Raw genomic sequence first — 25,856 nt, 5'->3', positions numbered from 1 at the left:
TAAATAGATCTATTGCTTATTTATTATAGCATAAAAATTTAATTATGATATTTAACTATATTTAATACATGTTTTAAATTACTATCTAATTTATAAAAGTTTAAATTATCATTTAAATTAATTTTTAATAAATTTTAGTTTAGTGAAATTAAATTGAATAAAAAAAATATTCTATTTTAATAATTTAATAAATTCCTTTTTTTCAATTTTCAACTTCTTGTTCTGTACCCAAAACAAAATGATCATCATTTATTTTGATTCATTTTGGTTGATTTTCTGAATCATAATTATGCATATTAATATCATATACATAACCAATTAAACTTCCCTTATTTCCTTCAATTGAAGGAACAGCATCTAATAAACTTTTAGTATATGGATGTAGAGAATGATACATTATTTCATTTGTTTTACCTATTTCTAATAGCCTACCTTTGTTCATTACAGCGATTCTATCAGATATATATTCAACCATTCTTAAATCATGAGCAATAAAAAGAATAGTTAATTTATATTTTTCTTTTAACTCATTGAATATGTTTACTACTTGTGCTTGAATTGACACATCCAATGCTGAAATAGGTTCATCTGCTACTAATAATTGTGGTCTAAGAACAACTGCTCGAGATATTCCAATTCTTTGTTGTTGACCACCCGAGAATTCTAAAGGATATCTTCTTAGAACTGAATCATCTAAACCAACAGATTTTAAAATTTCTTTAACTAATAATCTTTTGCATTGTTTTTCAGAGAATTTTAAAATATCATCTCTTTCTTGTTTATATTTTTCAATAATTTTTAATAAATAATTGTTATTCAGATTTTTTATATCTTGGTATAAATTAACAAATAATGCATTATAACTTGATTCATTGTCTTGTGTAATTTCTTTTTCTAATAATTGTTCATAATCACCAAAAAATTGGCTATGATGAATATCACATAATTCTTCATAAATAGCCTTTTTTGCTAATTGATCAAAATTAAATAAATAAATTTCTTTAGCATTTTTTGTGTTTGATAAACCTTCTGAAACAACTGTTTCTACGTTCACGTGAGGATTTAAGGAATTAGCAGGATCTTGGAAAATCATTTGCACTTTATTAACTAAGAAGTGCTCAATTTCTTTATATTCTTTTAGTTTCTTTCCAAATTTAAAACCACGAACTAGTTTTTTAGGTAATGTTTTACCTAATAATTTAATTTCTCCAAAACTATGTGGAACTAAACCTACCAAAGCTTTTCCAATTGTACTTTTACCTGAACCTGATTCACCTACTAAACCTAACACTTCACCTTGATAAATATTTAAATTTAAATCCATAACTGCTTTAAATTCTTTTGAACCAGAACCATATGTTATATCAAGATTTCTAATTGTAACTAATTCTTGTTCATTGTGCTTAGGTTTAAGCATTTGACTTGTTCCGGATGTTTGTTTTCTTAAGATATATTTAGTTCCAAAAGGGAATTTTTTAACTTTATAAAGTATCTCTTTATTTTCCATCTTTATTTAAATATCCCTTTCATAGTTTTTGAATCAATAGTGGTGGTTCATATTTTGGAGCATTTTGATCTAATAAAGCAGATTTAACTCTATGTGTTTCTGAAATTTGATAGAAATCTGGTTCTTCTTGAAAGTCTATTCCCAATGCATAATCATTTCTAACTGCAAACGCATCACCTTTAATATTATTCAAATTAGATGGTACGCTTCCCCTAATAGTCGCTAAACGAGAACCTTTATTAACATCAGGCATACTCATAATTAAACCTCATGTATATGGATGTTGAGGATAATGTAAAATTTCTTCTCTAGTTCCTTCTTCTATAATTTGTCCTGCATACATTATTGAAATGTAATCAGAAATAGAAGCAACAACACCTAAATCATGAGTAATAAAAACTATTGATAATTTTAGTTTTTCTTGCAATTCTTTAATTATATCTAAAACTAATGCTTGAACCGTTGGATCTAGTGCTGTTGTTGGTTCATCCATTACTAATATTTTAGGTTCTAGTGCTACAATTGCTGCAATTACAACACGTTGAATCATTCCACCTGACATTTCATGAGGATATAATTTCATAACAGCTTCGGGATCATTAATTTTTGTTAGTTTTAAAAATTCTAGCGCTCTTGAAAATGCTTCCTTTTTATTTTTAACTACCTTGTTTAATAACATACCTTCAATGATTTGGTTTCCTACTTTCATTGTTGGGTTTAAAGTAGACATAGGATTTTGGAAAACAGCAGAAACTATTTTTCCACGATATTTTGATTTTTCTCAATCTTTGAATGTGAATTTTTCTACATTGTTATTATATAGTTTAACAGTTCCTGAATCAATAACAGCATTATCACCTGTTAGTCCATATAATAATGATGTTATAACGGATTTTCCAGAACCTGATTCACCTATGATAGCATGAACTTTGCCTTCATATATTTCTATAGAAGGACCTCTTAATACTTTATTTTTTTGACCTGGAACAGCAGGATTTGTAAATGATAAGTGGATATCTTTAATTTCTGCAGCTATTTTTAACTTAGTACCATCGCTAAGTTCTTTATATTGCACATTTTCATAAAATTTATCAAAATCAAATTTCTTGTTTTTTCTTCAAAATAATAATTTAGAAAAAAATGATTTTTTATTTAAATTATTTGATTGATTATTTGTTTTTTGTGTTTCAATTGGTTTATTTTGTTTTTTTGTTATATCTTTGTTATATTCACTATTTTTAGTTAGTATTTCTTGTTTTTGATTAATTAATAAACTTTCTTCTGTAGTTTTTTTGGTTAAGAATTGATATGAATGTTTTCTCTTATATCTATATTGTTTCTTATATAAAATATTATTATTTTTTTTCATAAATTCCTATCTTTGTCTTCTTAGAGCATCTTGAATGCTTGCACCTATTAATTGTACTGAAGTAGTAATTAAAATTAATAATGTTGATGGAACAAAAACATATCTTAAGTATGTTGGAAAGACTTTTTGCCCTTCGGAAATTAAATTACCTAAAGTTGGGACATCATCAATTGCTAAACCTATAAAAGCAAGCGAAGTTTCAGATAACACAACACCAGGAATTGTAAATACTAATTGAGTAATTAAAATAGGTAAAATAACCGGAATATAATTTTTTAATATTTTTCAGTTTGGAGTTCCTAAAACTTTAGATGCTGAAACTCACTCAAAATGTTTTGCTCTTTTAACTTGAGCTCTAATTTGATTTGCCATACCTGTTCATGAAGTAAATGATAAAGAAAATACTATTACTCAAAAACTAGGACTAACAACAATAGTCATTAATATTAAAATAATAATTGTTGGAACAACAGATAATATCTTAATGATAAAAGTCATTACTTTGTCAAATTTTTCATATTGACCCATTAAAATACCAATAGTTAAACCTATAATAACTTCAATTATTGTAACGACAATAGCTAATGATAATGAGTATCTCAATCCGTGTCATAATCTAGCTCATAAATCTCTACCAATTGAATCAGTTCCTAGAATATGATAAATTCCATTTGAATCAGTTTGATTAAATGTTAAATTTTTAACATCAACATCACTTTGTGTTGGACTAAGTGTAGTAAAAGGAACAAAAATAGATAAAACAATAATGCTAACTAGTAAAACAAAACCAAATACACCACCAAAATTTTTAGAAAATCTATAGACAAATTCTTTAAAAATTTTTGTTTCTGCTTTTAATTGACTGTCTACTTGAAAATCAAAGGTTTTACCTATGATTTTTCATGCTTGGTATTGAAAAGGTTGTAAGATTGCATTTGGTGCTGATTCTTTTGTTAGTTCATTTGTAGGTCCTAATTCTTGTCTTTGTTTTAATTTATTAACATATTTAGAAAAAGAAGATGCTAATTTTGATTTTTTTTGTTCCATTAGACTCCTTTTCTACGCACACGTGGATCTATAACTTCATATAAAATATCACGTGTTGCATATGATAATATTGTTAACATAGTAAACATAACAATTAAAAATAAAATAACATTATAGTCTTTAGTTTGAATTGCTTGTAATAAAGTAGCACCAGATCCAGAAATAAAGAAGATTTGTTCTATAAAAATACTTCCTATAAATGAACCAAAAATAACAGCAGGAAAGAATGTAGCAATAGGAAATAATGAAGGCTTAAGTGCATGAACTCATACAAAACGATTTTTTGTAAGTCCTTTTAAATATGCAAATTTTGCGTGCACTGAATTTAGTTCTCTGTTTAATTCAGTTCTAATATATTTTATATAAACAATAATACTTCCTAGTGATAAAGCTAAACCAGGTAAAATATATGTTAATAAATCATTATGATCAAAGATATATGGTAAACCAATCAATCTTCCTAAAAACACTAAAATTAAAGCAAAAATAATAGATGGTACAGATGAAAAAATACTTACAATAACTGTTGATATATTATCAACTCAGCCACCTGGGTTTTTTCCAACTCAAATACCAACTGAAATTCCTACTACAACTGTTATTAAAACTGAAAATATACCTACTAAAAATGACTTATAAAAACGTTCTCAAATAAATGAATTAATTTCTTGTGCAGGGAATAGTGAAAGTGAAATACCAAAATCTCATTTAGATAATCCTTTTAAATAAATAAAATATCTTTGGATCAAAGGTAAATCTAAACCGTATTTTGCTTCAGTTGCTTTACGAGAAGCATCATCTAAACCTGCAGTTAATGTATTTGAACCAGGAACAGCATTAATTAAAAAGAAAGTAATAGTAATGACAATAAAGCCAATTAAGAAAAATTCTAAAACTATAACTAAAAACCTTGATAATGAGTTTCAAAGAGGTGAATTAGTATTTAATAATTTGTCTTTTAATGATTTTTCTTTAACCCTTTTGTTTGAAAAATAAATTTTATTTTCATCTATTCAAACTTTTTTGTTATCAATAATTTGATATTTATGAGACATTAATTTCCTTTCTTTCTAGGCAATCCAGGTCTTGGGGGTTTAGTAAAGTCATATGCATGCTGTAATGCAAAGTTAAATAATGAAACTGCTCCACCTACACGAGTTATTTCTCAGTTAGTATCAACTTCCATTAGTGGTATAACAGGACTTGCATCCCTAATTACTTTTTCTAGTTCCCCTATGAAAACATAAACTATTTCTTGACTTCATTTTTGTGTATTTTCTAAAGTAGTAAAGTTTCCTGAAAAGAATGCATTTAATCTATCTGTATATTGACCAGTTGTTTCATTTAATTTAATATAAGATAATTCAATAAATTTTGTTCAAAAGTCAATATTAGATGAATTATTATTTACAATTGATTGTTGGAAATTTAATCTTTGAGCAGTTAAGTTTGTATTATTTGAAATTTTTTCTAATCCTTCAATATTAATAAGTAATTCATTAAAAATTCTTTTTAATCTGCTTAATTTAATATTTTTATGATTGATTAATTTATATTCTAAATAGTTTTTAACCATTCTTAAATTGTATTTATCTGGATTGTTTTCTGATAACTTGTTAAAAATTAATTCTAAATATTTATTTTGAAAGTCTAAAGTTAACAATTTTTGATTTTCAAAAGTTTGTTTAAGAATCGAATTATAAGTATTTAAAATTTCTGAATCATTGTCGATGATATTTAAAATATATTTACCTAAATGTTCATGTATATAATTTTCTAATTGAATATTGTTATTTTCTTTATATAAATCAGAAACATAATCTGCATAAGTAAATGAACCAACTGGATTTGATTTAAATCCAATTGACTTTTGATTCAATGAATCTATTTCATCTGTTTTAAAGAAAACAGAAACATAATCTTGTGCACCATTTCCGCCTAAACGATCATAATTTTGGTAAATAATATCATATTTACCTTCTTCAATAAATGAAGCAAATGAATTTTCAGGTAAACTCTTGATTTCTAATTTCACATAACCTTTAAATGTTGTATCTAAAATTTCTTTTAAATAAGTTCCTGCTTTTTTTTGTTCATCAGTTGAATTGTTTAAAAAGGTTAGAGAAACATTTTTTAAATTTGGATATTTTTCTTTAAAACGATTAATATAAAATTCAGAAGTTTGTGGTTTATATGCTATATCACCACGTTGAGTTTTTTCAAAAGTATATCCTTTTGATAAATGAACAACATATTCATAATTTTGTAATGGTATTTCTACATTATCCTTAGATTTAGTAGATAAATCAGAAAAATAAGTTTCTATATTTTTTCCGTCAAATGTTCTATATTGTCCATATGCAGTTCATGTGTTTACAGGGAATGAAAAGTCTCATCCGACTATTTTCATTATTTTTTCACGATCAATTGCATAATAAATAGCATTACGTAAATCTTGATCCATTATATAACTATTGCCATTTGTTTCATTATCTAAATTAAACCCAAAAGCTATAGTTCCATAGCCTGTGTTTTTATTTAAATATTCCTTATAACCTGGACTAGATCAATATTGATTGATTTTTTCTGCAGGAATATATGTTTGTGAAATATAACCATCTTCAAAAAAAGTAGAATTTGTGTTTCTATCTGTAGAAAAATAAATTTTTATTTTATTTGAAATAGTATTTTCTGCATCAAAATAATCTTTATTTTTATTTAAAATAATATAACCTTGAGGACCTAACACTATATCACTTGGTTCAAAATTAAATGGCCCACCAGTTAAAAACTTGCTTGTGTTTGAACCATATTCATCAATTCCTCCACCTTCTGTTTCAATGTATTTACGATTAACTGGATATAGTCCTGATAAAACATGGAATAAGAAGAACGAAATTCCTGGAGTTTGATTTTCATCAAATATTATAGTAAAACTATTTTCATCATAACTTAATGATTTAATTGATGAAAGAATTTTACTATCAACATTAAATATTTGATATGGATTAACAAATGCATTTTTAACTATTTTTTTTGTTTTTGTAATCCCTTTTTCATTTATAAAGGTAAAATCTTGAATTTCTTTATCGATTGAAAAATTAGGATTATTTTTTAAATTAGCTTCTATTTCTTCATTTGAATAATCTAAAAATAATTGTCCTGTATAAAAACCAAAATTTAATGCAGCTTCTTTAATTGCTTGCACTTCTTTAGTATCGATTGGATTGTTATTAGCATCAAATGTTTGTGATTGTCAGACTGATTCATTTGGATTTTGAACTAAATCTCCTTCTGAATCTAGTACATAACTTCTTCTTCCTCATGGATTTTTATAACTTTTATTAAACTTTTGAATATAGTCTTTTTGAGCATCAAGGAATTTTTCTGCACCTCTAATACCAAATTTCTGTACTTGATCTACTTTTTGAGAACCAGTGCTTAAATCAAAAATATATTCTAGATAATCTCTGAGGTCTTGAGCAGTTATATAATCACCGTTTGATCATCTATTCAATTTTTTATTAATAAAACCTGTCATCCCCATATAGTTATTTGGATTTTTAGGATTTCTAAAAGCATAAATTGTTGAATTTCGTCTTAATTCACCAATTGATGCTCGTCCTAAACCACCAATAGTACTAAAATTTTGGATACCATAATAACTCCCTGTTATTCTTCCGTATCCTTCTTCTTCAATTAATTTATCTTTAAGTTTGTAAAAATCATTGAAATTTGAACTTACTTCACCATCTTTATTAACAGTTCCGTTTGTATCCACAATAACCATATTAAAATCATTAGATTTAACTATTGATTTTAATTCATCACTTGGTCCTGTTTTTAAGAACGAATCAACTAGGGAAGGTAATATTTTATCCATTGATTTATACTTAATATAATTTAAGTTATTTAAAGGTTCAGTTGCTAAACCAAAATCATAATCAATTTTTGCTAATGATTTGTTTTGTGGATTATTTGAATTATGAGAACAACTTAATGCAAAAACTAATGAACTACTTGATATCGTTGTGAAAGTTATTAAACTTAATATTTTTTTATTTTTCATAATCCTCCTATCCTGAAATATTGAATTGATAATCAATATTTATTATTGATTTATATTTATTATTTGTATCTTGGTTTTTGTTTTTATAAATTTTTACTGATGCTTGTGTTCCCGTTTTTCCGTTTTCTGCAATAAAATCTAAGTCTCCTAATTCAACTTCAGAAACTACATTATCATTTTCATCAACAAATTCTAAATAATATTCATGTTTTGGTAATAATAAAGTATTTCTGTATTTTGCCATTAAACCAAAATCAGAAATTCAAGATGTATAACCTTCATCTTCTATAGATACTTTAGATTCCTTAATTCCTTGTTGTTTAAGGTAAAAAATATTATTCGTGTCTTTAAAGTTAACTGGTAAGTATTTAACTTCATTTGTATGTACATCAGTAAAACGAATTTTCTTGATTAATTTAGCATCAGAATTTTTCACATAACCATATAATGCTAATGCATCTAATCTTTTATTTCTAAAAATACCAGATATCGTTCTGTTTCCTACACCATAATTCATTAATTGAGAGATAAAGAATGCTCTAGGTCTTGATGTTATTTGATTTCCATCAAAATCTTTTAATCTAATTTCATTGTCTACAACTTCTTTTCCTTGATCGTCATATAAATGCATACCTATTTTTTCTTTTTGGAATCTGTCTTTGAAATATCCATTATTTCTTGTCATAAAGTTTCCAAAATAAGAAGAATTTCTTATTTCTTGGTTAGCTATAATATCACGATTTCTTTGATTAAAAATACCTAGTTCTTTTGAACTTGTTTCTCCAACTGCTTTAAATTTGTCATTGGTTATATCTGAAATTTTTGCACGAATATCTAAAACATTTTTTTCATAAGTTTTTACTATAGCCCTTTGAGTTTGAATTTCTTTATTTAATTCCTCTTTAGTTTTTTGGTTAGTAGTTGTTCTATATTGTTCTAATAAGGATTCTAATCTTTTATTACTTTCATTTAGTAATTTGCTAATAGATCTTTCCAATTCTCTTTCTTGCTTAATTAAATTAGAAGAAATAAAATGAGTTTGTTTAATTTTGTCATAATAATTATTGAATTTTTGAGATCTGACTGCTTGAACTACGCCTAAATTCATATTATTTTGATTATTTAAATTATTATTTCAAAAACTTAATTGTGTTGCATCAATTACGTAATCTAAACCAGTATGTGCTTCACTGATTCCAGTAAAATAAGAAGGTAGATTCTCGAAATCTTTTGTTTCAGGAACATATGTAGTTTGAACAAAATCACGTGTTAAAGTTTCTGCGATATTATAGATATAATCAGTAAACTTATCATTTAATAACGCTTCCACTCTTGTTAAGTTATAGTTAATAACATCTGATGATGGTTTACCGTTACTAAATGTTGGGTATAAAATATAATCAAATCTTGCTTGATTTACTTTTCCTTGATTATTTCAAGTTAAAATATTTCCCATTATTCTATATAAATCTTGAGAATTCAGAGTTTCAAAAGTTTCTTGAGATTTTTCTTGTCCTACTAAATTCACGACATATTCTTTAATTTTTTCTTGTAATTTATTTGCATCAAAGAATGTTCTCGGATCTAAATCACCAATATCATTTAAATCATAAACAAAACCTTCAGTAAAGTTAGGATTTATTACATTAATGCCATATCTACTTGAGAAAATAGCTTGATTTACTTGTAAGTCTTTAATTGGATTGAAATCTTTAACTGTAAAGAAATGATTTGAATGTCTGAATCTATACATAAGTTCATTAGCAATATTTTGTTCAGATGCTTTTTTAACAAACTCTTTAATATCTTCATTTTCATCAGAAGTTAATACTGCATTTTTAAATAGTTCAAAATCAAATTTTGATTTAACATAATCAATATCTCAATTAAATTCACCGTTTGCTTTATTATCCTTATAAGTAGATTTAACTAATTTTGCTTTACTATAATCAATTGAAGTAAAGTCTAAAAATGCTTCGAAATTATCAAAAACAGGAGCATATGCTGTTTGAGAACCTTGATTAATTTGACTTCTTATTGTTGAATTATAAGCACTATATAGTGATAGCGACCCATTTGCTCTTCCATTGATATTATTCAATGTAATTTTATGAGTTAATTCTGCTACCGTAAATTCATTACTTCTATTTAATACAGCATTTTGTAATCTTGTTGGTGAAACAATATTATTTGAACTATCTAAGAATGATAATATTGGATTTATTTGACTTGGATCTGACATTAAAATACCACTTCCACGTAACAATAATCCAAAACCTGGATGTAATTGCATCATTCCATATATATTAGAAAGATTTAATCTTTCTAATATATTGTAAAATTCTTGGAATCTTAAATACATTTCATTTAATAAATATGAATCATTTGCATAAGGAAATGTATATTTAGATTGAATTTGATCATTATCTATAAATGCAAAAACTGTACCCACTTGAGCTTGTGATGCTTGTCTTCATCCAACTTGATTTTGTGATCTTGATACTGCTATAACTGCATTTGCTAATTCTCTTAGACTTTGTTCTAAAGAAACATTTTTACTTAAGGCAGTATATTCAAAACTTGTACGAGGGTTATTTGGATTATTAATTTCATTGTGAGATATATCTATTTCGTTTGGATTATTTCTGTTTAGTAAGTTATTTTTAATTCCGTTTGTTGAAGAACTATTTAATAATGAATTTCAACCTAATGAAATATCTCCACCTAAGAATGTTCCTTGTTCGTTTCAACCTGATTCATTATAATTAGTTTGAATTATGTTTTCAATTGCTCTAGTAATTAAATTTGTTTGAGAATTAATATAATCAAGACTAGCTTGGTCTAAAGGTTCATTTAAAGGAACATTAATAGCAGGAGAACCATCTTTATTAAATAAATTTATTTTGGTTGCTTTTGTTATTTCGCCTTCCTGTACTGTTTCAACTACAGAAATTCTTATTGTTTCTTCATCTACAATTTCTATTGCTTTGTCTATTGAATTTTCTAAACCATCTTTCAATTGATTAACTATATCTTGTGCAGAAACTTCTTTAAAAACAAACACTTCTTTTCCATCAATTAATTTCTTCTCAAAAGATTTTGCACTTCCATTGATAAATGGATTTAAAGTACCGGAATTCTCATCGAATGAGTTCGCAATAAATAAGTCACCTAATTTAACATTTCTTAATTTTGCTGCATTTTCTAATCCTTCAAAGGTTTGTAAAAATCTTCTCTTTGGGTTGTCTAATACTTCAAATATATCATTTGATTTAAATGCATTTCCTCAGATATCATCATCTAATTCTTTAATAAATTCACCAGTTGTTTTATCTTTAAATAAGAATTTTATAAAACTTCCATTTTTCCTTGTATTTTCATTTTCAGTTCCTAGTGCATTAACTCTTACAAAGTCAAGGTTAGTTCTTGCATATAAATAATTTCTTAAGGCTTTAGCAGAATAATATGAAGATTCATTAATTCCACCTCTTGTTGATAAACCACCAACAATTATTGCATTATTATCTTGATTTAAAGCTTGTGATTGATCTAAAGTAAAATGATGGCCATATTCATGTGCTGCAACATATTTTAAGAAATCAGCAGACACACCATCAAAATTATCAAGTGATGCACCCATTAAAAGAGGGAGTCCTATTCTATCATTTTCAGATAAACCGTAATATTCACCTTCTGATAAAGAATATTCATAGTATCCTTGATCATTAAGTGTTTTGACAATATGAGGTCCGTTTTGTTTTTTTAGTAAATGTGGATATTTTTCTATTACTTTGTCTATTAAACCAGTATATGCTTCATTATAAACTTGGTATTTTCTACTTGCAAGACCACGTAATGGGTTCCCATTATCATCTAAAATTGAAATATCTTCTGGTCCAGCTGATAATGCAATCGGATTAATACCTCCACCATAACCAACAGCAATTTTGAATTTATTCAAACTTTCTTGTTCTTTCTTTGTTATATTTTGTGAATTAAAAGTTATTGTTTGATTGTTTTTAGTTTCATCAACTAAAGTTATATTGAGAGATTTATCTATAACATCTAAATTAACAACTTGTAGTTTTTTTAGTTTGTTTTGTTGTTCTGAATCTAAATTTGCTCAATTAAATAATTCTTTTTCTTTATTTAAAGCTTCTACTTTTGAACGATAATAAGAAACTACACCATTTTTATTTTGGTATTGTCATATTGTTTTATTTTCATAAGCCTTAACATCGTAGAAATCTAAAAAATGTTTAATAGAATTATCAATAACTTTTTTTAAGGTATTATATGAAACATCTCAAGTTTCATCAATATTACCTTGATTCATTGTAAATTTAAAGTTTTTATTATTAATTTTATGATTAAATTCTATTTCTAAAAAAGGATTGCTATCATTTACATCAGAAACTACACTTAATACTTCTGTATCTATTAAATCTTCATAATTCAGTTTTGAATCTAAATTATGCGAAATTTTATATTTATCAAATTCTTCTTTAGTTAAAGAATTATCAAAAATAATTGTTCCTTCACCTCTTCTAATGTTATTTCCAACACTAGGATAGATTTTAAAATGCTTTCCTATTATTCTTGAAGGAATAGAAAGAGATCAAAAAGCATTGTTATGTTCAATAGCTAATGAATTTTTTAAACTAGATGCTAACGGAATTGATTTTAAAAAGTCTTCAATTGTATCTTTGTTTTGAACTGTTTTAAATAATGAGTATGTTAAAGAATCATCAGAATTTCCCGACCCAGATAAAATTGAATAAATAGGCATTGAACCAAAGAATGCATCAGGGAAAAACTTAATTTCGCTTACTTCTTTATGAACTGTTGAATGAGCACCTAATGTTATAGCATTACCATTTTGTTCTACACCAGGAACTATTCTAAAACTATCTAAAGTTAATAGATCGGGACCTCAAGCTACATTTTCGATAAACCATTTAGTAAAATTTATGAATTGCTTTGGTTTAACTGCTAAAACATACTCATCATAAAAACTAAATGAACCATATTTTACTTCTAAAATAAAACTCTCATTATATCTATTGAAATATTCTTTAAAAAAATCATCGAAATTATATACTTCAGATTCTCCCACAAAACTGTATTGTGAAAAATCACTATCTGAAATAGTTGCAACTTGTATTTTTTTTAATGGGTCTAGTATAGAAATTTCAGGAATTAAAGTTCTTGAATCATCATATATTTTAGAATAATCATTCTTAAATTCATTTTCATTTATTTTTAAATATGATCCATTTACTTCATCTGAATTATTAGCATATGCAAACATAGAACCTATTGCTATACCAGAACCTGCAGTTAGAATACTTATAGAAAGTAATATTTTAGCTTTTAAACTCAATTTCTTTTTCATAATTTCCTTTATCTTAATATAAAAAAATAAAATATTATTTAATTATAATAAAAAAATACATTTACTAAAAAATAAATGTATTTTTTTATAAATTAAGAATCTTGTCCTGTTTGTACTGTAGGGTTATTGGGAATTGTTAATTCAACATTATTTGATAATTCTGTTAATTTTGTATCACCTAGTCATATTTCATTGAATGAAACTGTTTTTGGAGCATTAGAATTATTTGTAATTGTAAATGTTATTCTTTTACGTTTTGGTTTGTTTTCAGTTGTTACTTGAGTTGTTGCTGAAGAAGATGATTGATTATCTGTATTCTCTGATGAATCTCCTGTTTCAGTTGCAGAAGTAGTAGTTGGAGCAGATTCTGTCGAATTAGAATTTGATTGGTCTGAAGTCGCTGGTTGATCTTGAGAAGAACTTGTTGATAGTGATTGATTATTTGATCAGTCACTATATTGAACTTCTGATACAACTACTTCTGTTGATTCTGGATTTAATTTTAGTTTTAAGCTAGCATTTTCGTTGTTCTTAATATTATAAATTATTAAATCCATTGACGCTTCATAAACATTTACAGAACCTTGTTTTTGTTTAACTTGAATGGTTTCTTCATCCACAGTAGCAAGTGTTGTAGTATTAGTAATTTGTTCAAATTCTTTTTTAAATTTATCAAAATTAATTAAATTTGAATAAACTACATTAAACAATTTATCTGCTGTTTTTGATGTTGAATCGTTTAGAGATAGTAATTCTTCTATCATTCTTAGAATTGTGTCATAATACATAGAATTGCTATGTGATTTAGTTATTGCAAGATATGGATATAAATTATTAATTAGTTCTCTTGATTGGAATAAAGCATTTTCTAGTTCAATGTCTGAAGTAGGATTTTGATTATTTGCTTGATTTATTCCGATATCAAATGTTTTTGTTTTATTAATAAATTCATTTATTTTATTTTTGAATTTTTCAGCATCTAATATTTTTAAATAATCTTTCTGTGCATTTAATTCATCTTTTAAATCGTTTGCTTGTAGTTTAATAAATGAATATCTCTTAGAATTTGTATCAGTTAAATTAGTATAATATTCAATAAGTTTTTTTAGTTTTTCAATAATTTTATCTTGTTGTTCTGTTTTAGTAATATATTCTTTTTTTAGAGCATCTAAATCTTTATTATTTAAATCTTGGAATTCTATTTCAGAAATTTCTCATGAATAGTGTTCTATTTGATTATTTGAACCTGTTCTTGAACGAGGTTTTCATTCGAATTTAATGTATTTAGCAAAAGTTGGTTCAAAATTGATAGTTACTGCTTTAATCGAAGTTTCTCTTGCATTGAAATATGTTTGTAATATTACATTATTAGTTCCTCCGCTTAAACCAAAATCATTATGAGAGATTTTATCTTGGTGTTGAACAGGAGTAAAGTTTTGTCCATCTTGTGAAACAGAAATTCTAATTTCTTCAGGAATAACTAATCCACCTAAACCATTATTAATATCAGTTTCCCTTATGTTTAAAATAAGTCCATTAATTAAAACTTGTTCATTATTTTTTACCTGATAAACAAATTGATTTTTTAAATTACTTTGATCGGTTCATCTATCATTTCAGTTAGTTCATCTATTTTCATTTTGTCTGATTCCATCAATTGTTTTCTCAACACCATGATTATCGTTGTTTGGATATCTTTTGACAAAATCATTAGATAGATTTTCTACTACTTGAAGTTTAGTTGTATTTAAAAATATTGAGGGTTCTACATCATAATCAATGTATTTAACTTTGAATACAACTGTTTTTTTATTAGGATCTTCTTGTCGTGGTGATGTAGTAGTTTCGTTTTGAGTTTGTAATTTATAAATTACATTGACATTTTTGTCAACATTTTTATTTGTAGGTTTATTTGAGTTATAAGTTTTTGGTGTATATTGAGTATCTTTTGCAGTATTTTGATTACTTGATGAAGTGAATGTACTAAAGTCGTTTTCTGTATTTTCATTACTTATAGAATAAACTTGATTTTGGTACCTAATTTTTTTAGGTAAGTATTTTTCCACTCTCTCACCATTTATTAAATAAAGATAATGTTCTAATTCTTGTAAATCTAGAATTTGATTTTCTTGGAATACTTCAGATAAACCATCTTTATATTCACTAAGTGGAACATTTATAGATTCTAATGTTGGTTTGGTATTATTTTGATCAGGATTTTCTTGAAATGAAGAAATAGAATTATTTGGAAAATCAGTTATATTAATAGATACAGGACTAAAAGTTTTGTTTTGTTCTACACCTAATATTTTTACTGCACTAATTGAGTAAGTTCCATTTTTACCAACTGGGAATTTTAAAGTGAATTCTTTTTTATTAGTTGAATTAGCTTTATATTCAACTGAAGATAGTTGATATGGTTCATTATTTACTATTAAACCTTGAATATCAGATAATGAATCTAATAAAATATCTGAAGTTAAATTAAGTACAACAAATTTGTATTTTGTATTATCTGTAACATCTTCTTTTGTAGGTGTTTCAGCTGTAAAGTTTACATTTGCATTAGTTGTGCTTGATTTTTTAGTTTTTGCTGCAGTTAAAGAATTATTCAATTGATTTAATGCTTGTTTTAATTCTTCTATAGTTTTTGAATTACGTTCTGCGTAAACTGAATCTGCTGTTGTTTTTGCTTGAGATAATACATTTTTGATTTCTTGGTATTTTTCAATTTCACCTAATTCCAATAAAAATGTAGATACTTCATCTATTTTATTTTTCAATGCAGTTTCAGAATTCATTTTTCTTGTTTGTTCATCTTGCATTGCTTCATAATCGTTTTTTGCTTTTGTTAAAATATTTTTAAGATTATTAACTGCTGAACTTAATTCAGAAGCAGTTTTTGAATCTTTATTATTAAACTCAGCTTGTGCTAATGTAATTGCATCAGTTAATTTAGTTTTAATTTCACTGTATTTTTCATTAGTTAGTGAATTTGCAAAATCTTTTGATTCTTTTAATAAATTAGTTAAATCATTAATGCTTTTTGCTTTTGCTGTATCTTCTTGAGTCTTTCTTTGTTTTAAAGATTCAAGTTTAGTTTTAAAAGTTTTTAGGCCTTCACTTAATTCTTTAAAAGTAACACCTTCTTTTTCTAATAGTTTTTTATATTGACTTACTAATGATAAATATTCACCTTTAATGGTTGAATATTGAGGTGAAGTAAGTTCATTTTCAAAACTTTTACTTGTTTGAATTTCTTTAGATAGTTCTTTTTTTGCTTCTTCTGGATTTCCAGTATCTTTTTTAGGGGAACTTAGTGCAATACCTATCCCTACACCAACTCCAATAACAGTACCTGTTAAAATTCCAGCGGCAATTAAAGTTTTCTTTTTATTCATTTTAATTAATTTCCTTTCATTTTAAAATCATATTAATTTAATCAAAAAAAAAAAAAAAAAACAAAGTTTTTAGACAAAAATATTTAAAACTTTGTTTTTTTCCGTATTTTATTTATAAGGGATAATGTGAATATGGGTGTGGAATATTTCTTGTCCTGCAGATTTACCTGTATTTGCTAATAATTTGAAACCTGAGTAATTATTTTTTATCATTTCTTGTTTTGCGAGATTTCTTGCTATTTTAAGTGTGTATAAATAATCTTCTTCTGAGTTTTCTAGCATATTATTTGCTTGGTTTTTAGGTATAACCAAGAAATGACCTGGTTGGATTGGATTTATGTCATAAATAGCAATCACCAATTCATCTTCATATAATATTTTTGATGGAATTTCTCTATTAATTATTTTAGTAAAAATACTAGTCAATATACTTAACTCCTTCAAGTGATTTTTTTAAAGTATCATTTAAAATTACAAATTTATATCCTAACATAACAAATGCATCTAATGCTTTATTGTATAAAGTATCATCATTTAAAGATAATAAAACTTGTAATTTAATTAAATTGTTCATAAATGGTGTATTTTCTAAGGTTAGTATTGTTTTTTGAATTTGATTAGGTTGACCTTCTTTATCTTTTTCTGGATTATCTACAGTAATTAATTTTCCTATAGGTAAAAGTCTGTTAATATAAGCAATTTGAATACTTGAATTATTATTAGTGATTTTAATAGGTGTAATTAAATTCATATTATCACTTACTTGAATTAGTTTATTATTCTCATAATCATAAAAACCACTATAATCACTAGCATTTTTGATTTGTTTTAATGTATTAATAGAATTATCTAAATTAAATGAAATATTTTTGATTCCTTGGTATCCAAACATTTTTGTTTCGAAAGAATTATTTGTAAGCAATAAATTTTGACTAATAAATTTATCTTCTGAATAAGTTTGTAATGCAATGTTATTGTAATCATTTAGATTTGATATTATTCTATGAGAACTAGTAAATAAATCAGAAGTATTTTTATCTGAGTATTCTCATAGTTGAACAAGTTTTTTGTCAACTAAATAATCTATTAATAAATAATTTTTTAGATCAAAATTGTCTTTATTTTTTGTATATAAATCGTTTGCTACTTTTTTAATTTCTTCTTCTTTTGACAAATCAAAATAACTAGAAACTAATAATAATTTCAGTGTTTGAGTTTTTACATTTGATAATTCGTTTTTAAATAAAATTTTAAATTGCTCAATATTTGGAGTAGATTTATATTTTAATGTAAGTGTATTTAAAGTATTTACTTCTGAAGAACTTAATGAGCCATCGGATAATAATTTGTTTACTTCTTTAGACATATATAAAGAATCTGATTGATTTTTAAAATCAACGTATGTACTATATGCCTGGAATGCTTTTTGAACAAAATCACTATTTTCTAATAAATCAGTATTTAACTCAATATTATTTATTTTTTTAAGCGTGGTTTCTAATCACAGTGTTTCTATTTTTTCTTTAGAATTAGAACTACTAAACAATTGTTCTTGCTCTATTTTCTCTGGTGTATCTACATTTCTTCCACAAGAAATTGCCATACTTGATGCTGTAACTAAAGGAAAAGAAGTGAAAATAAATTTAAATATTTTCTTCATTATTTTTCTCCTTTACTTAATTTTGTATCAATTATATTTTGTATTAAATCGAATGCATTTTTTTCGCTTAAAATTAATTCATTATTTGTTTTGTTATAATAACCTATTTTAAGTTCTCCATCTTTAAAAATAATGTTCATTGATGTTTTTGTATTATATTTTTCTTTAATTCAATTGTTTATATTTGTTATTAATGATAAATTATTTGTTTTGCTTTTTCCTATTGATATTGATTTTGCAATCGATAATAATTCATTAATATCATTTTCAGTAAATTTTGTTTCTTTGCTTTGACTAAAAGGATTTTCTACTTCTAATAAAAATTCTTTATATTTTTGAGTTTTTAAAACTTCATCTATAAATTCTTCTTCTGATAAAGTTTTAGATAACTTTTCATTTAGTTTAAAGTAAGAAACATTTCCTTTTAATATATTGATTAAATCACTCTTTATAAAATCATTAAATTCTTGTAATGATAAAATGTTTTTGTTTTTTAATAAAACTAAACCATTAGAAGAAGGAATTAATAAATTTCCCAGCATGTCTTTTACATTATAAGCAAATGATGTTAGACTTTTTGTATTAAATTCTTTATTAAAATGATTATTAAAGTTTGATTTTATGTAATTATTAAATTCTAAATTAGACATACCATTAATTAATTGTTTAATATATTTGTTAACTTGCACAATTTCTTCAACAAATTCATTAAATTTACTTGAATCGTTTGTATTTGTGATTTCTTTTGCTTTTTCTAATTTTTCTTTTATTTTTGATTCTAATTCATCATTTATTCCACTAGGTAGTTTAAATATTTCATTTAAATCTATTTCGGGTAATTTATTATCATTATTTTCAAAAATTTCTTGGTATTGTGTTCCTATTGCAACATTAATATCATCTTTTAATAATTCATCAAATGTTGTTAGACCTTTAGTTCCTAAATTTGTTGAATTAGTTGTAGTTAAAGCACCTAAATATAGTTGATAATTGCTTTTTCTTTTCTCATAATCTTTATATGTTTCATTTGCTTGAATTAAAGAATAATATGATGCTTCTTTAAATGATTTTAAAATATCTAAATTTGAATTTAAAACAGGGGAACCATCTGATTTCTTATCAACTGAATATTGCAATAAATGAATTAATTTATCTTTTGCATTATCTTTATCGAAAGTAAATGGTTGCGTTAAATCATTATTATTTTGAACACCAGGTAAGATTATAGAAGTTGCTAAATTTAAATTATATTTATTAAAATAATCAAAAACTAAGTTATTTACATTTTTAAATTCAGGAATAAAAGATTTAGTTGTTATTGTTATAACCCTACTTGCTATAGATGAATCTGTATAGTAAGTTTCATTTTCTTTGTAAAAATCAAAAACTTTTTGATCTTTTGAAAATAAAACTATTGGTTCGTCTTTTTCGTTTTTAATCAAGTTGCCATTGTTATCTTGTTTGAAAATATCTCTTTTTGCAGTTCTATTTATAAAACTTAAATCATGTTGTTTAATCTCTATTTCATATCTTCTTTTTGCATCATTTTCAACTTGTTTAAATGTTAAATATTCAACAGCTTCATCAAAAGTTTTACTTTTTCCGAATTCATCAGATTGTAATTTTTGATTTCAAACATTTTCAAAAGTTTCAAATGGATAATTTTGACGAACATTATTTCTTTGGTCTTCTAAATATTTGATTTTATCTTTGCGAACTTCTGATAGTGACTTTAAAGCAATATCTGTTCGCACACTCTCAAATTCTGTTAATGAATTATTATATAGCCTTTGATATGTTTCTGAAGCATCAACTTCTTCTTCATACAACTTAAATATTAATCTGCGATATAAATCATTTATTTTTTCTTTTTTTAATAAGTTGTTATCTTTTAATAAATCAGAAATTAATTTAACATTTGCTGAATATAATAAATTACCTTCACCATCTTTGTATTCTATTATTGTTTTATCATTACTTTCTGGTTCTTGATAATTAACTTTAGTTGTATTTATAGCTAAAGGTATAGAAATACCAGCAATAACTCCTATACCTAAAGTACTTAGTATAGAAATGTTAATTCAATTTCTCTTTTTTTTGGTTAAGGTTTTTTTAAATTTTTCATCAAAATTATCATTTACTTCTGTAAGTTTTTCGAAAAATGATTTTTTTCTTTTTGCCATATTTTACCTTCTCAATTATTTAAAAAATATATAAATTAAAAATTTATTGAATTATACCAAAAACATTATTTTATTTTATATATAATAATTATTATGAAGATAAATAATAATGAAATAATAAAAAAATTTAACGAACTAGCATATAAATTAAATTTTGTTTATTCATTATTTCAACATTCATTAAATCAATTCATTAATGATGGAATAATTGAACCACCTATAAATGTCATTGTAAATCATAATACTTTAATAAAATTAAAAAATTACAAAACTAATTTTTTGAAAATACAAAAAAAATATGCGTCTGATATTTGTTTGCCTTTTATAGAAATTGAAAACCAAAAAATTTATTTAAATTTACTTATTCCTAGTAGTTATATCAATTTAAATAATAATAAAACTACAACTAAATTGAAATATATAAATAAAGGTAAATTGCATTTTCTTTATGAATTAATAGATAATTTATATTCTGAAAATCCTGAAGTGTGAGCTTTTATTTATTTTGATATTGCAAATGCATTATTAAAAATAAAACCAATAACAAATATTAATCCGAACTATTATAAAACTATAAAAAATAATAATCTGGAATTACCTTATATAAATATCAAAATTTAAGATTTAACTTATGTTAAACATTTTTTAACATAAATGTGAAAGTAAAGTAATTTTTGTTTGTCTTTAATTTTGTCATATACTTTAAAAATACTTAAAATATTGTAAAATTAAATTAATTTATATATCAATTTAAAAATTATTTTATTGTAAATTTAGGAGAAAAATGGTTACACATTTAGAAGATAAAAAGAATTCGTCTTTAGTTGTTACATATAAGGTGTCTAAAGATGAATTTCAAAAAAATTTAGATAAGGAAATGAATAATTTTTCTAAAAAAGTAAAGGTGCCAGGTTATAGACCTGGTAAAGCACCAAAAGAAAAATTATTACAATACACCAACAAAACAGAAGTTATGAATTTTGTAATTTCTACTTATTCAAAAACCGCTTTTCAAGAGGTAGTTAAATATATAACAGAAAAGAAATTAAATGCAAATGCTTATTACTCTACTAATGTAGATTTTAATGAAAATGGTGATTTAATTTTAAGTTACGATTTTCCTCTACTTCCAGATTATTCAAAAGTTAATTTTGACCAATTAAAAACTGATATCAAGTTACCAAAATTAGATAAAAAAGCAAAAGAAGAAATCGTTAAAAAATTCATTAACGAAGGTGGTGCAAGCACAGTTTTAACTGATAAAAAAGAAAAAACTAAACTTAATGATGTTGTTAATATTGATTTCAAAGGTTTTATCAATGATGAAGCTTTTGAAGGTGGTGAAGCAGAAGGTTTTGATTTAACTCTAGGTTCAAATCAATTCATACCTGGTTTTGAAGACCAATTAATTGGAAAAACAACAGGTTGAAATGGTGATATTAAAGTTGTATTTCCAGAAACTTATTTTGTTAAAGAATATCAAAATAAAGAAGCTGTATTTAATGTCAAAATAAATTCTATTAAAAGACATTCTAAATTAGAATTAACAGAAGAATTTGTTAAAAAATTAAATATAGAAAATGTAAAAACAGTTAAAGAATTTGAAGAATTTTTAGTAAACAAAAAATTAGTTGAATTATTCTTTCAATCTATATCAGAATTGGAAAATAATTTGGTAGAAGAAATAAACAAAATATCTAACCCTATTATTCATAAAAACTTATTAGCAAAAAGAATTAAAGATTTGGAAAACGAATTTAACAAAACATTAAAGCAATATGGCATTAAAAGAACAGAATATCTTTCATTAATTAAAACTACTGAAGAAAATATTCAAGCAGAATATGTAAAAATTGCTGAAGATGAAGCAAAAAAAGCATTTGCTCAAGATTGATTAGTTCAACAATTAAACATAAATGAAAAAGATGAAGAATTAATTAAATTTAAAGAAGAATTAAAACAAAATGGATTCACAGACGAAAAGAATTTAAGTGCAACTGCTAGAACAATAGTATTTACAAGAAAACTACTAGAGAAAATTAATTCTAAGAAAATTAAAGAATTTGATAAACTTTCAAAAGATATTATTTCCCTTAAATAATTATCTTATCAGTAAGACTGACAAAAAGTTAGCCTCATGGCTAACTTTTTGTCAGTCTTTATTAACGTTTCGTTTAACTAAATTTTATCTTTCTTGATACTATTGAAAAGAAATTATCAGAGTTTGAAACTTGTGTCCTTAATGTTAAATCATTTTTATGTGCTTGATTTACTACAGGTTCAAGATAAGCATTTAATATAATTTCATTATTATTAAAATCTAAAAATGTTTTTTCATAATTTATTTTAGAAGTGATAGAAACTAAAATTCTAGGGAATATGTTTCTTATAAAGTTTTCTTTTTGAATAGCGTCATTTGATACTAAGAAATATTCATTTTTCATATTTTCTATTGTCTTATATTTAGAAATGGCAGAAGTATCTGTATCAAGTCTATTAATAAACATAGTGGGTTCTAAATCATTAATATTTATAGTTCTAAAACCACTAATTTCATATATGTATTCATACTCAGTTTTTTCTTTATTAATTACCTTAGGTACTAAATTTATTTTTAAATATAAAATACCTGTTATATCATTTGCATATGAACTAAAACTAATATTATAATCTGGTAAAAAAATGTTTATTGGTGTTCCATTATTTGATATTAAATAAAAATCATTTTTATTTAATTGTTCTTGTGTTCTTAATTCCTTTAATATAAGTTGTTTTTTTCAATATTCATTGTTTATATTGTTTGAATTACTTTTAAAAATTGGGTTTTGTGAATAACCACTTGCTAATTCATTTTCTTTGTTTATTTTACCTGTATAGAAATTAAAATCACTTAATTTTAATCCATTATATTCAAATTCCTTTTTTTCATCATTTTTTATTTCATTATTTGTAATTTTTTTATAATTATACAAAATGATAATACTTGTTAAGGTTATACTAAACGTACTAAAAAAAATACTAAATAAAAGATAAATAAATTTATTTTTCATCTTGAACTCCAAATTCATTGCTAATTTCATTTTTTAAATTCTCTATTCCAAATCCGTTTTCTGAAGAAATAATAAAATATTTCTTAATATTAAATGTTACTAAATCATTTTTGATTTTATTGTTTAAAATGTTTCTTTCTCTTTGATTTAATTTATCATACTTTGTATAAATAAGGACAAAAGGTAAGTTAATTCTTTGTAAATACAAAATAGTATTTTCATCATTTTTAGTTATACCTAAGCGGCTGTCTATTAATAAATATATTTTAAATAAATTAGTTCTATTAGTTAAATATTCTTCGATCATTTTTGTTATTTCATTGATTTTAGATTGACTAAGTTGAGCATAACCATAACCAGGTAAATCTACAAAAACATTTTTTTGAGAGTTTTCAAAAAAATTAATCATTTGCGTTCTACCTGGTTTTTTAGAAACTCTTGCTATCTTATGATTGTTTGTTAATCTGTTTATCAAACTACTTTTACCCACATTTGATCTTCCTCAAAAAGCAATTTCTGGATTTGGATGATTGTATCAATTTTCTATTTTATTTGAGGATTTAATGAAATTAAACATTTTTTGTCCTTTCTAGCGTAGAACTATAAGTTTTGTATTCTTGGTCTGGTATTATTAAAATAGTTTCTAAATTATGATTTAGTAATTTATTGCCTGAAGCTAAATCTAATTCATATTCATAATCTAAATTATTTCTAGCTGAACGAATAATAAAATTAACATTTAAGTTTTTGGCTAGTTCTGCAGTGTATTTATTTTGGTTGATTAAAACCTCAACATTTTTTAAGTTCGCAATCATTTTTTTTATTAACAAATAATTTTCTTTAAAATTATTTGTTTCTTTGTTTTCATTTTGACTTATTACAAGGTATACTTTATCAAAAATTTTTAATGCTTTGATTAAAACATTAAGATGACCTTTGTGAAAAGGATTAAAAGAACCTGGGAAAATAGCGCTATTCTTCATAAATTAACTTAGAATTTCTTGCTATTACCAATTCTTCATTTGTTCTTATTACATATACTTTAATTTCTGAATCTGGAGTTGAAATTAAGGCAAAATCTTCAATTTTCTGATTATTTAGACTTAAATCTAATTTGATTTTTTTAAAGAATAATTTAGAAATAATGTTTGCTCTTATATGACTTACATTTTCTCCTATTCCTGCAGTGAAAACTAAAGCATCAATTTCATAACCTATTTTATTTGCATAAATTGAAGTATAATCTGCTATTTTTTGACAGTATAAATCAATAGCAAATTTGGCATCTGAATTTCCTTGTTCTGCTGCTTTAGTTAAATCTCTCATATCACTAGATATCTCAGAAACACCTAATAAACCACTTTGATTGTTTAAAATATTTGTAAATTCTTCTATTGATATATTTCCTTGCTTACTTATAAAATTATGAATCGATGGATCTATATCTCCACTTCTAGTTCCCATCATTATTCCAGCAAGCGGAGTCAATCCCATTGAAGTATCAATTGACTTAGAATCTTTTATAGCACAAAGACTAGCTCCATTACCTAAATGTAAATTCACAAATGAAACTTTATCTTTGTTCAATATTGATGATAGTTTTTTGGTGATATATTGGTGTGAAATACCATGTGCTCCATATTTTTTTATACCATATTCTTCTGTCAGTTTTTTTGGTATTGCATAAGTATAGTTAATTTTTGGTATCGATGTATGGAAAGCAGTGTCAAAATCTGCTGATAATTTTGCACTTGGAAATACTTTTTGAAATGCTTTTATTGCTTGTATTGCTCCTGGATTGTGTAATGGTGCATAAATTGAGCATTTATCTATTAATTCTATTTCTTTTCAACTTAGTTTGGTTGTTTTATTGAAATATTGTCCACCTTGAACAACTCTAAAACCAATGTTTTCAATCTCTGATTTATTTTGAATTAAATTGACCTCTTCAAATAATTTATAAACAGATTCTACTGCTTCTTTATGATTTTTCATTTCAATATTCAATGTTTTTTTGGAGTTGCTAAAATTTATTGTGATACTACTTCCAGGAAGATTAATTCTTTCTGCTATACCGCTTGCAATTAAATTTAAATTATCTTTGAAAAATAAACTAAATTTTATTGAACTACTACCTGCATTTATAACTAATATTTTATTCATAATAATTCCTTT

General features: G+C 24.5%; 16 protein-coding genes. 2 read left to right on the top strand and 14 right to left on the bottom strand.

Going from position 1 to position 25,856, the window contains the following annotated elements; translation table 4 throughout:
* Nucleotides 1-184: 184 nt before the first annotated feature.
* The 10 genes from RRG59_RS01790 to RRG59_RS01745 form a co-directional block, all read right to left on the bottom strand.
* Entirely contained in the window at nucleotides 185-1,507 is a 1,323-nt protein-coding gene (locus RRG59_RS01790; protein WP_322902676.1) for an ABC transporter ATP-binding protein, read from the bottom strand.
* Nucleotides 1,497-2,876, bottom strand: coding sequence for an ABC transporter ATP-binding protein (locus RRG59_RS01785; protein ID WP_322902674.1), 1,380 nt, complete (start codon nucleotides 2,874-2,876; stop codon nucleotides 1,497-1,499). The genes RRG59_RS01790 and RRG59_RS01785 overlap by 11 nt, the downstream gene beginning before the upstream one ends.
* Before the next feature lie 6 nt (nucleotides 2,877-2,882).
* Nucleotides 2,883-3,923 carry an ABC transporter permease gene (locus RRG59_RS01780; protein WP_174235059.1) on the bottom strand — a complete coding sequence of 347 codons (1,041 nt, stop codon included), beginning with the start codon at nucleotides 3,921-3,923 and terminating at the stop codon, nucleotides 2,883-2,885.
* On the bottom strand, nucleotides 3,923-4,978 hold the full coding sequence (locus RRG59_RS01775; RefSeq protein WP_322902672.1) for an ABC transporter permease: 1,056 nt from the start codon (nucleotides 4,976-4,978) through the stop codon (nucleotides 3,923-3,925). The genes RRG59_RS01780 and RRG59_RS01775 overlap by 1 nt, the downstream gene beginning before the upstream one ends.
* Entirely contained in the window at nucleotides 4,978-7,992 is a 3,015-nt protein-coding gene (locus RRG59_RS01770; protein ID WP_322902671.1) for an ABC transporter substrate-binding protein, read from the bottom strand. The genes RRG59_RS01775 and RRG59_RS01770 overlap by 1 nt, the downstream gene beginning before the upstream one ends.
* A gap of 7 nt (nucleotides 7,993-7,999) precedes the next feature.
* Nucleotides 8,000-13,387, bottom strand: coding sequence for a PDxFFG protein (locus RRG59_RS01765; RefSeq protein WP_322902669.1), 5,388 nt, complete (start codon nucleotides 13,385-13,387; stop codon nucleotides 8,000-8,002).
* Nucleotides 13,388-13,479: 92 nt separating this feature from the next.
* The gene (locus RRG59_RS01760) at nucleotides 13,480-16,788 is read right to left on the bottom strand and encodes a hypothetical protein (protein WP_322902667.1); all 3,309 of its coding nucleotides are present in this window, start codon (nucleotides 16,786-16,788) and stop codon (nucleotides 13,480-13,482) included.
* Between the two features lie 108 nt (nucleotides 16,789-16,896).
* The gene (hinT, locus tag RRG59_RS01755) at nucleotides 16,897-17,214 is read right to left on the bottom strand and encodes a histidine triad protein HinT (RefSeq protein ID WP_036430288.1); all 318 of its coding nucleotides are present in this window, start codon (nucleotides 17,212-17,214) and stop codon (nucleotides 16,897-16,899) included.
* Nucleotides 17,207-18,448, bottom strand: a complete 1,242-nt coding sequence (locus tag RRG59_RS01750; protein WP_322902665.1) for a HinT-interacting membrane complex lipoprotein P60 — start codon at nucleotides 18,446-18,448, stop codon at nucleotides 17,207-17,209. The genes hinT and RRG59_RS01750 overlap by 8 nt, the downstream gene beginning before the upstream one ends.
* Nucleotides 18,448-20,631 carry a HinT-interacting membrane complex protein P80 gene (locus RRG59_RS01745; protein ID WP_322902663.1) on the bottom strand — a complete coding sequence of 728 codons (2,184 nt, stop codon included), beginning with the start codon at nucleotides 20,629-20,631 and terminating at the stop codon, nucleotides 18,448-18,450. Before RRG59_RS01745 ends, RRG59_RS01750 begins: the two co-directional genes overlap by 1 nt.
* A gap of 93 nt (nucleotides 20,632-20,724) precedes the next feature.
* Between RRG59_RS01745 and RRG59_RS01740 the strand changes: the two genes are divergently transcribed.
* Nucleotides 20,725-21,252: a hypothetical protein gene (locus RRG59_RS01740; RefSeq protein WP_036430294.1), complete on the top strand. Its 528-nt coding sequence runs from the start codon at nucleotides 20,725-20,727 to the stop codon at nucleotides 21,250-21,252.
* 163 nt (nucleotides 21,253-21,415) lie between these two features.
* On the top strand, nucleotides 21,416-22,732 hold the full coding sequence (tig, locus tag RRG59_RS01735) for a trigger factor (RefSeq protein ID WP_322902661.1): 1,317 nt from the start codon (nucleotides 21,416-21,418) through the stop codon (nucleotides 22,730-22,732).
* A 73-nt stretch (nucleotides 22,733-22,805) separates the two neighbouring features.
* On the opposite strand, the gene RRG59_RS01730 is transcribed toward tig, so the two are convergent.
* From RRG59_RS01730 to RRG59_RS01715, 4 genes are read right to left on the bottom strand one after another with little or no spacing between them, the layout of a single operon-like run.
* On the bottom strand, nucleotides 22,806-23,681 hold the full coding sequence (locus RRG59_RS01730; protein WP_322902659.1) for an MAG1430 family protein: 876 nt from the start codon (nucleotides 23,679-23,681) through the stop codon (nucleotides 22,806-22,808).
* Nucleotides 23,671-24,258, bottom strand: coding sequence for a ribosome biogenesis GTP-binding protein YihA/YsxC (gene yihA, locus RRG59_RS01725; protein WP_322902657.1), 588 nt, complete (start codon nucleotides 24,256-24,258; stop codon nucleotides 23,671-23,673). The genes RRG59_RS01730 and yihA overlap by 11 nt, the downstream gene beginning before the upstream one ends.
* Nucleotides 24,251-24,664 (bottom strand): pantetheine-phosphate adenylyltransferase, encoded by a 414-nt coding sequence (gene coaD / locus RRG59_RS01720; RefSeq protein ID WP_322902655.1) that lies wholly within the window; start codon nucleotides 24,662-24,664, stop codon nucleotides 24,251-24,253. Before coaD ends, yihA begins: the two co-directional genes overlap by 8 nt.
* Nucleotides 24,654-25,844 (bottom strand): acetate/propionate family kinase, encoded by a 1,191-nt coding sequence (locus RRG59_RS01715; protein WP_322900703.1) that lies wholly within the window; start codon nucleotides 25,842-25,844, stop codon nucleotides 24,654-24,656. Before RRG59_RS01715 ends, coaD begins: the two co-directional genes overlap by 11 nt.
* Nucleotides 25,845-25,856: the final 12 nt, after the last annotated feature.

The organism is Mycoplasmopsis felis, assembly GCF_034647055.2.
GTDB classification, from domain to species: Bacteria; Bacillota_I; Bacilli_A; order Mycoplasmatales; family Metamycoplasmataceae; genus Mycoplasmopsis; species Mycoplasmopsis felis.
The sequence above is the reverse complement of the archived record's forward strand: the minus strand, read 5'-3'. Positions and strand labels throughout refer to the sequence as shown.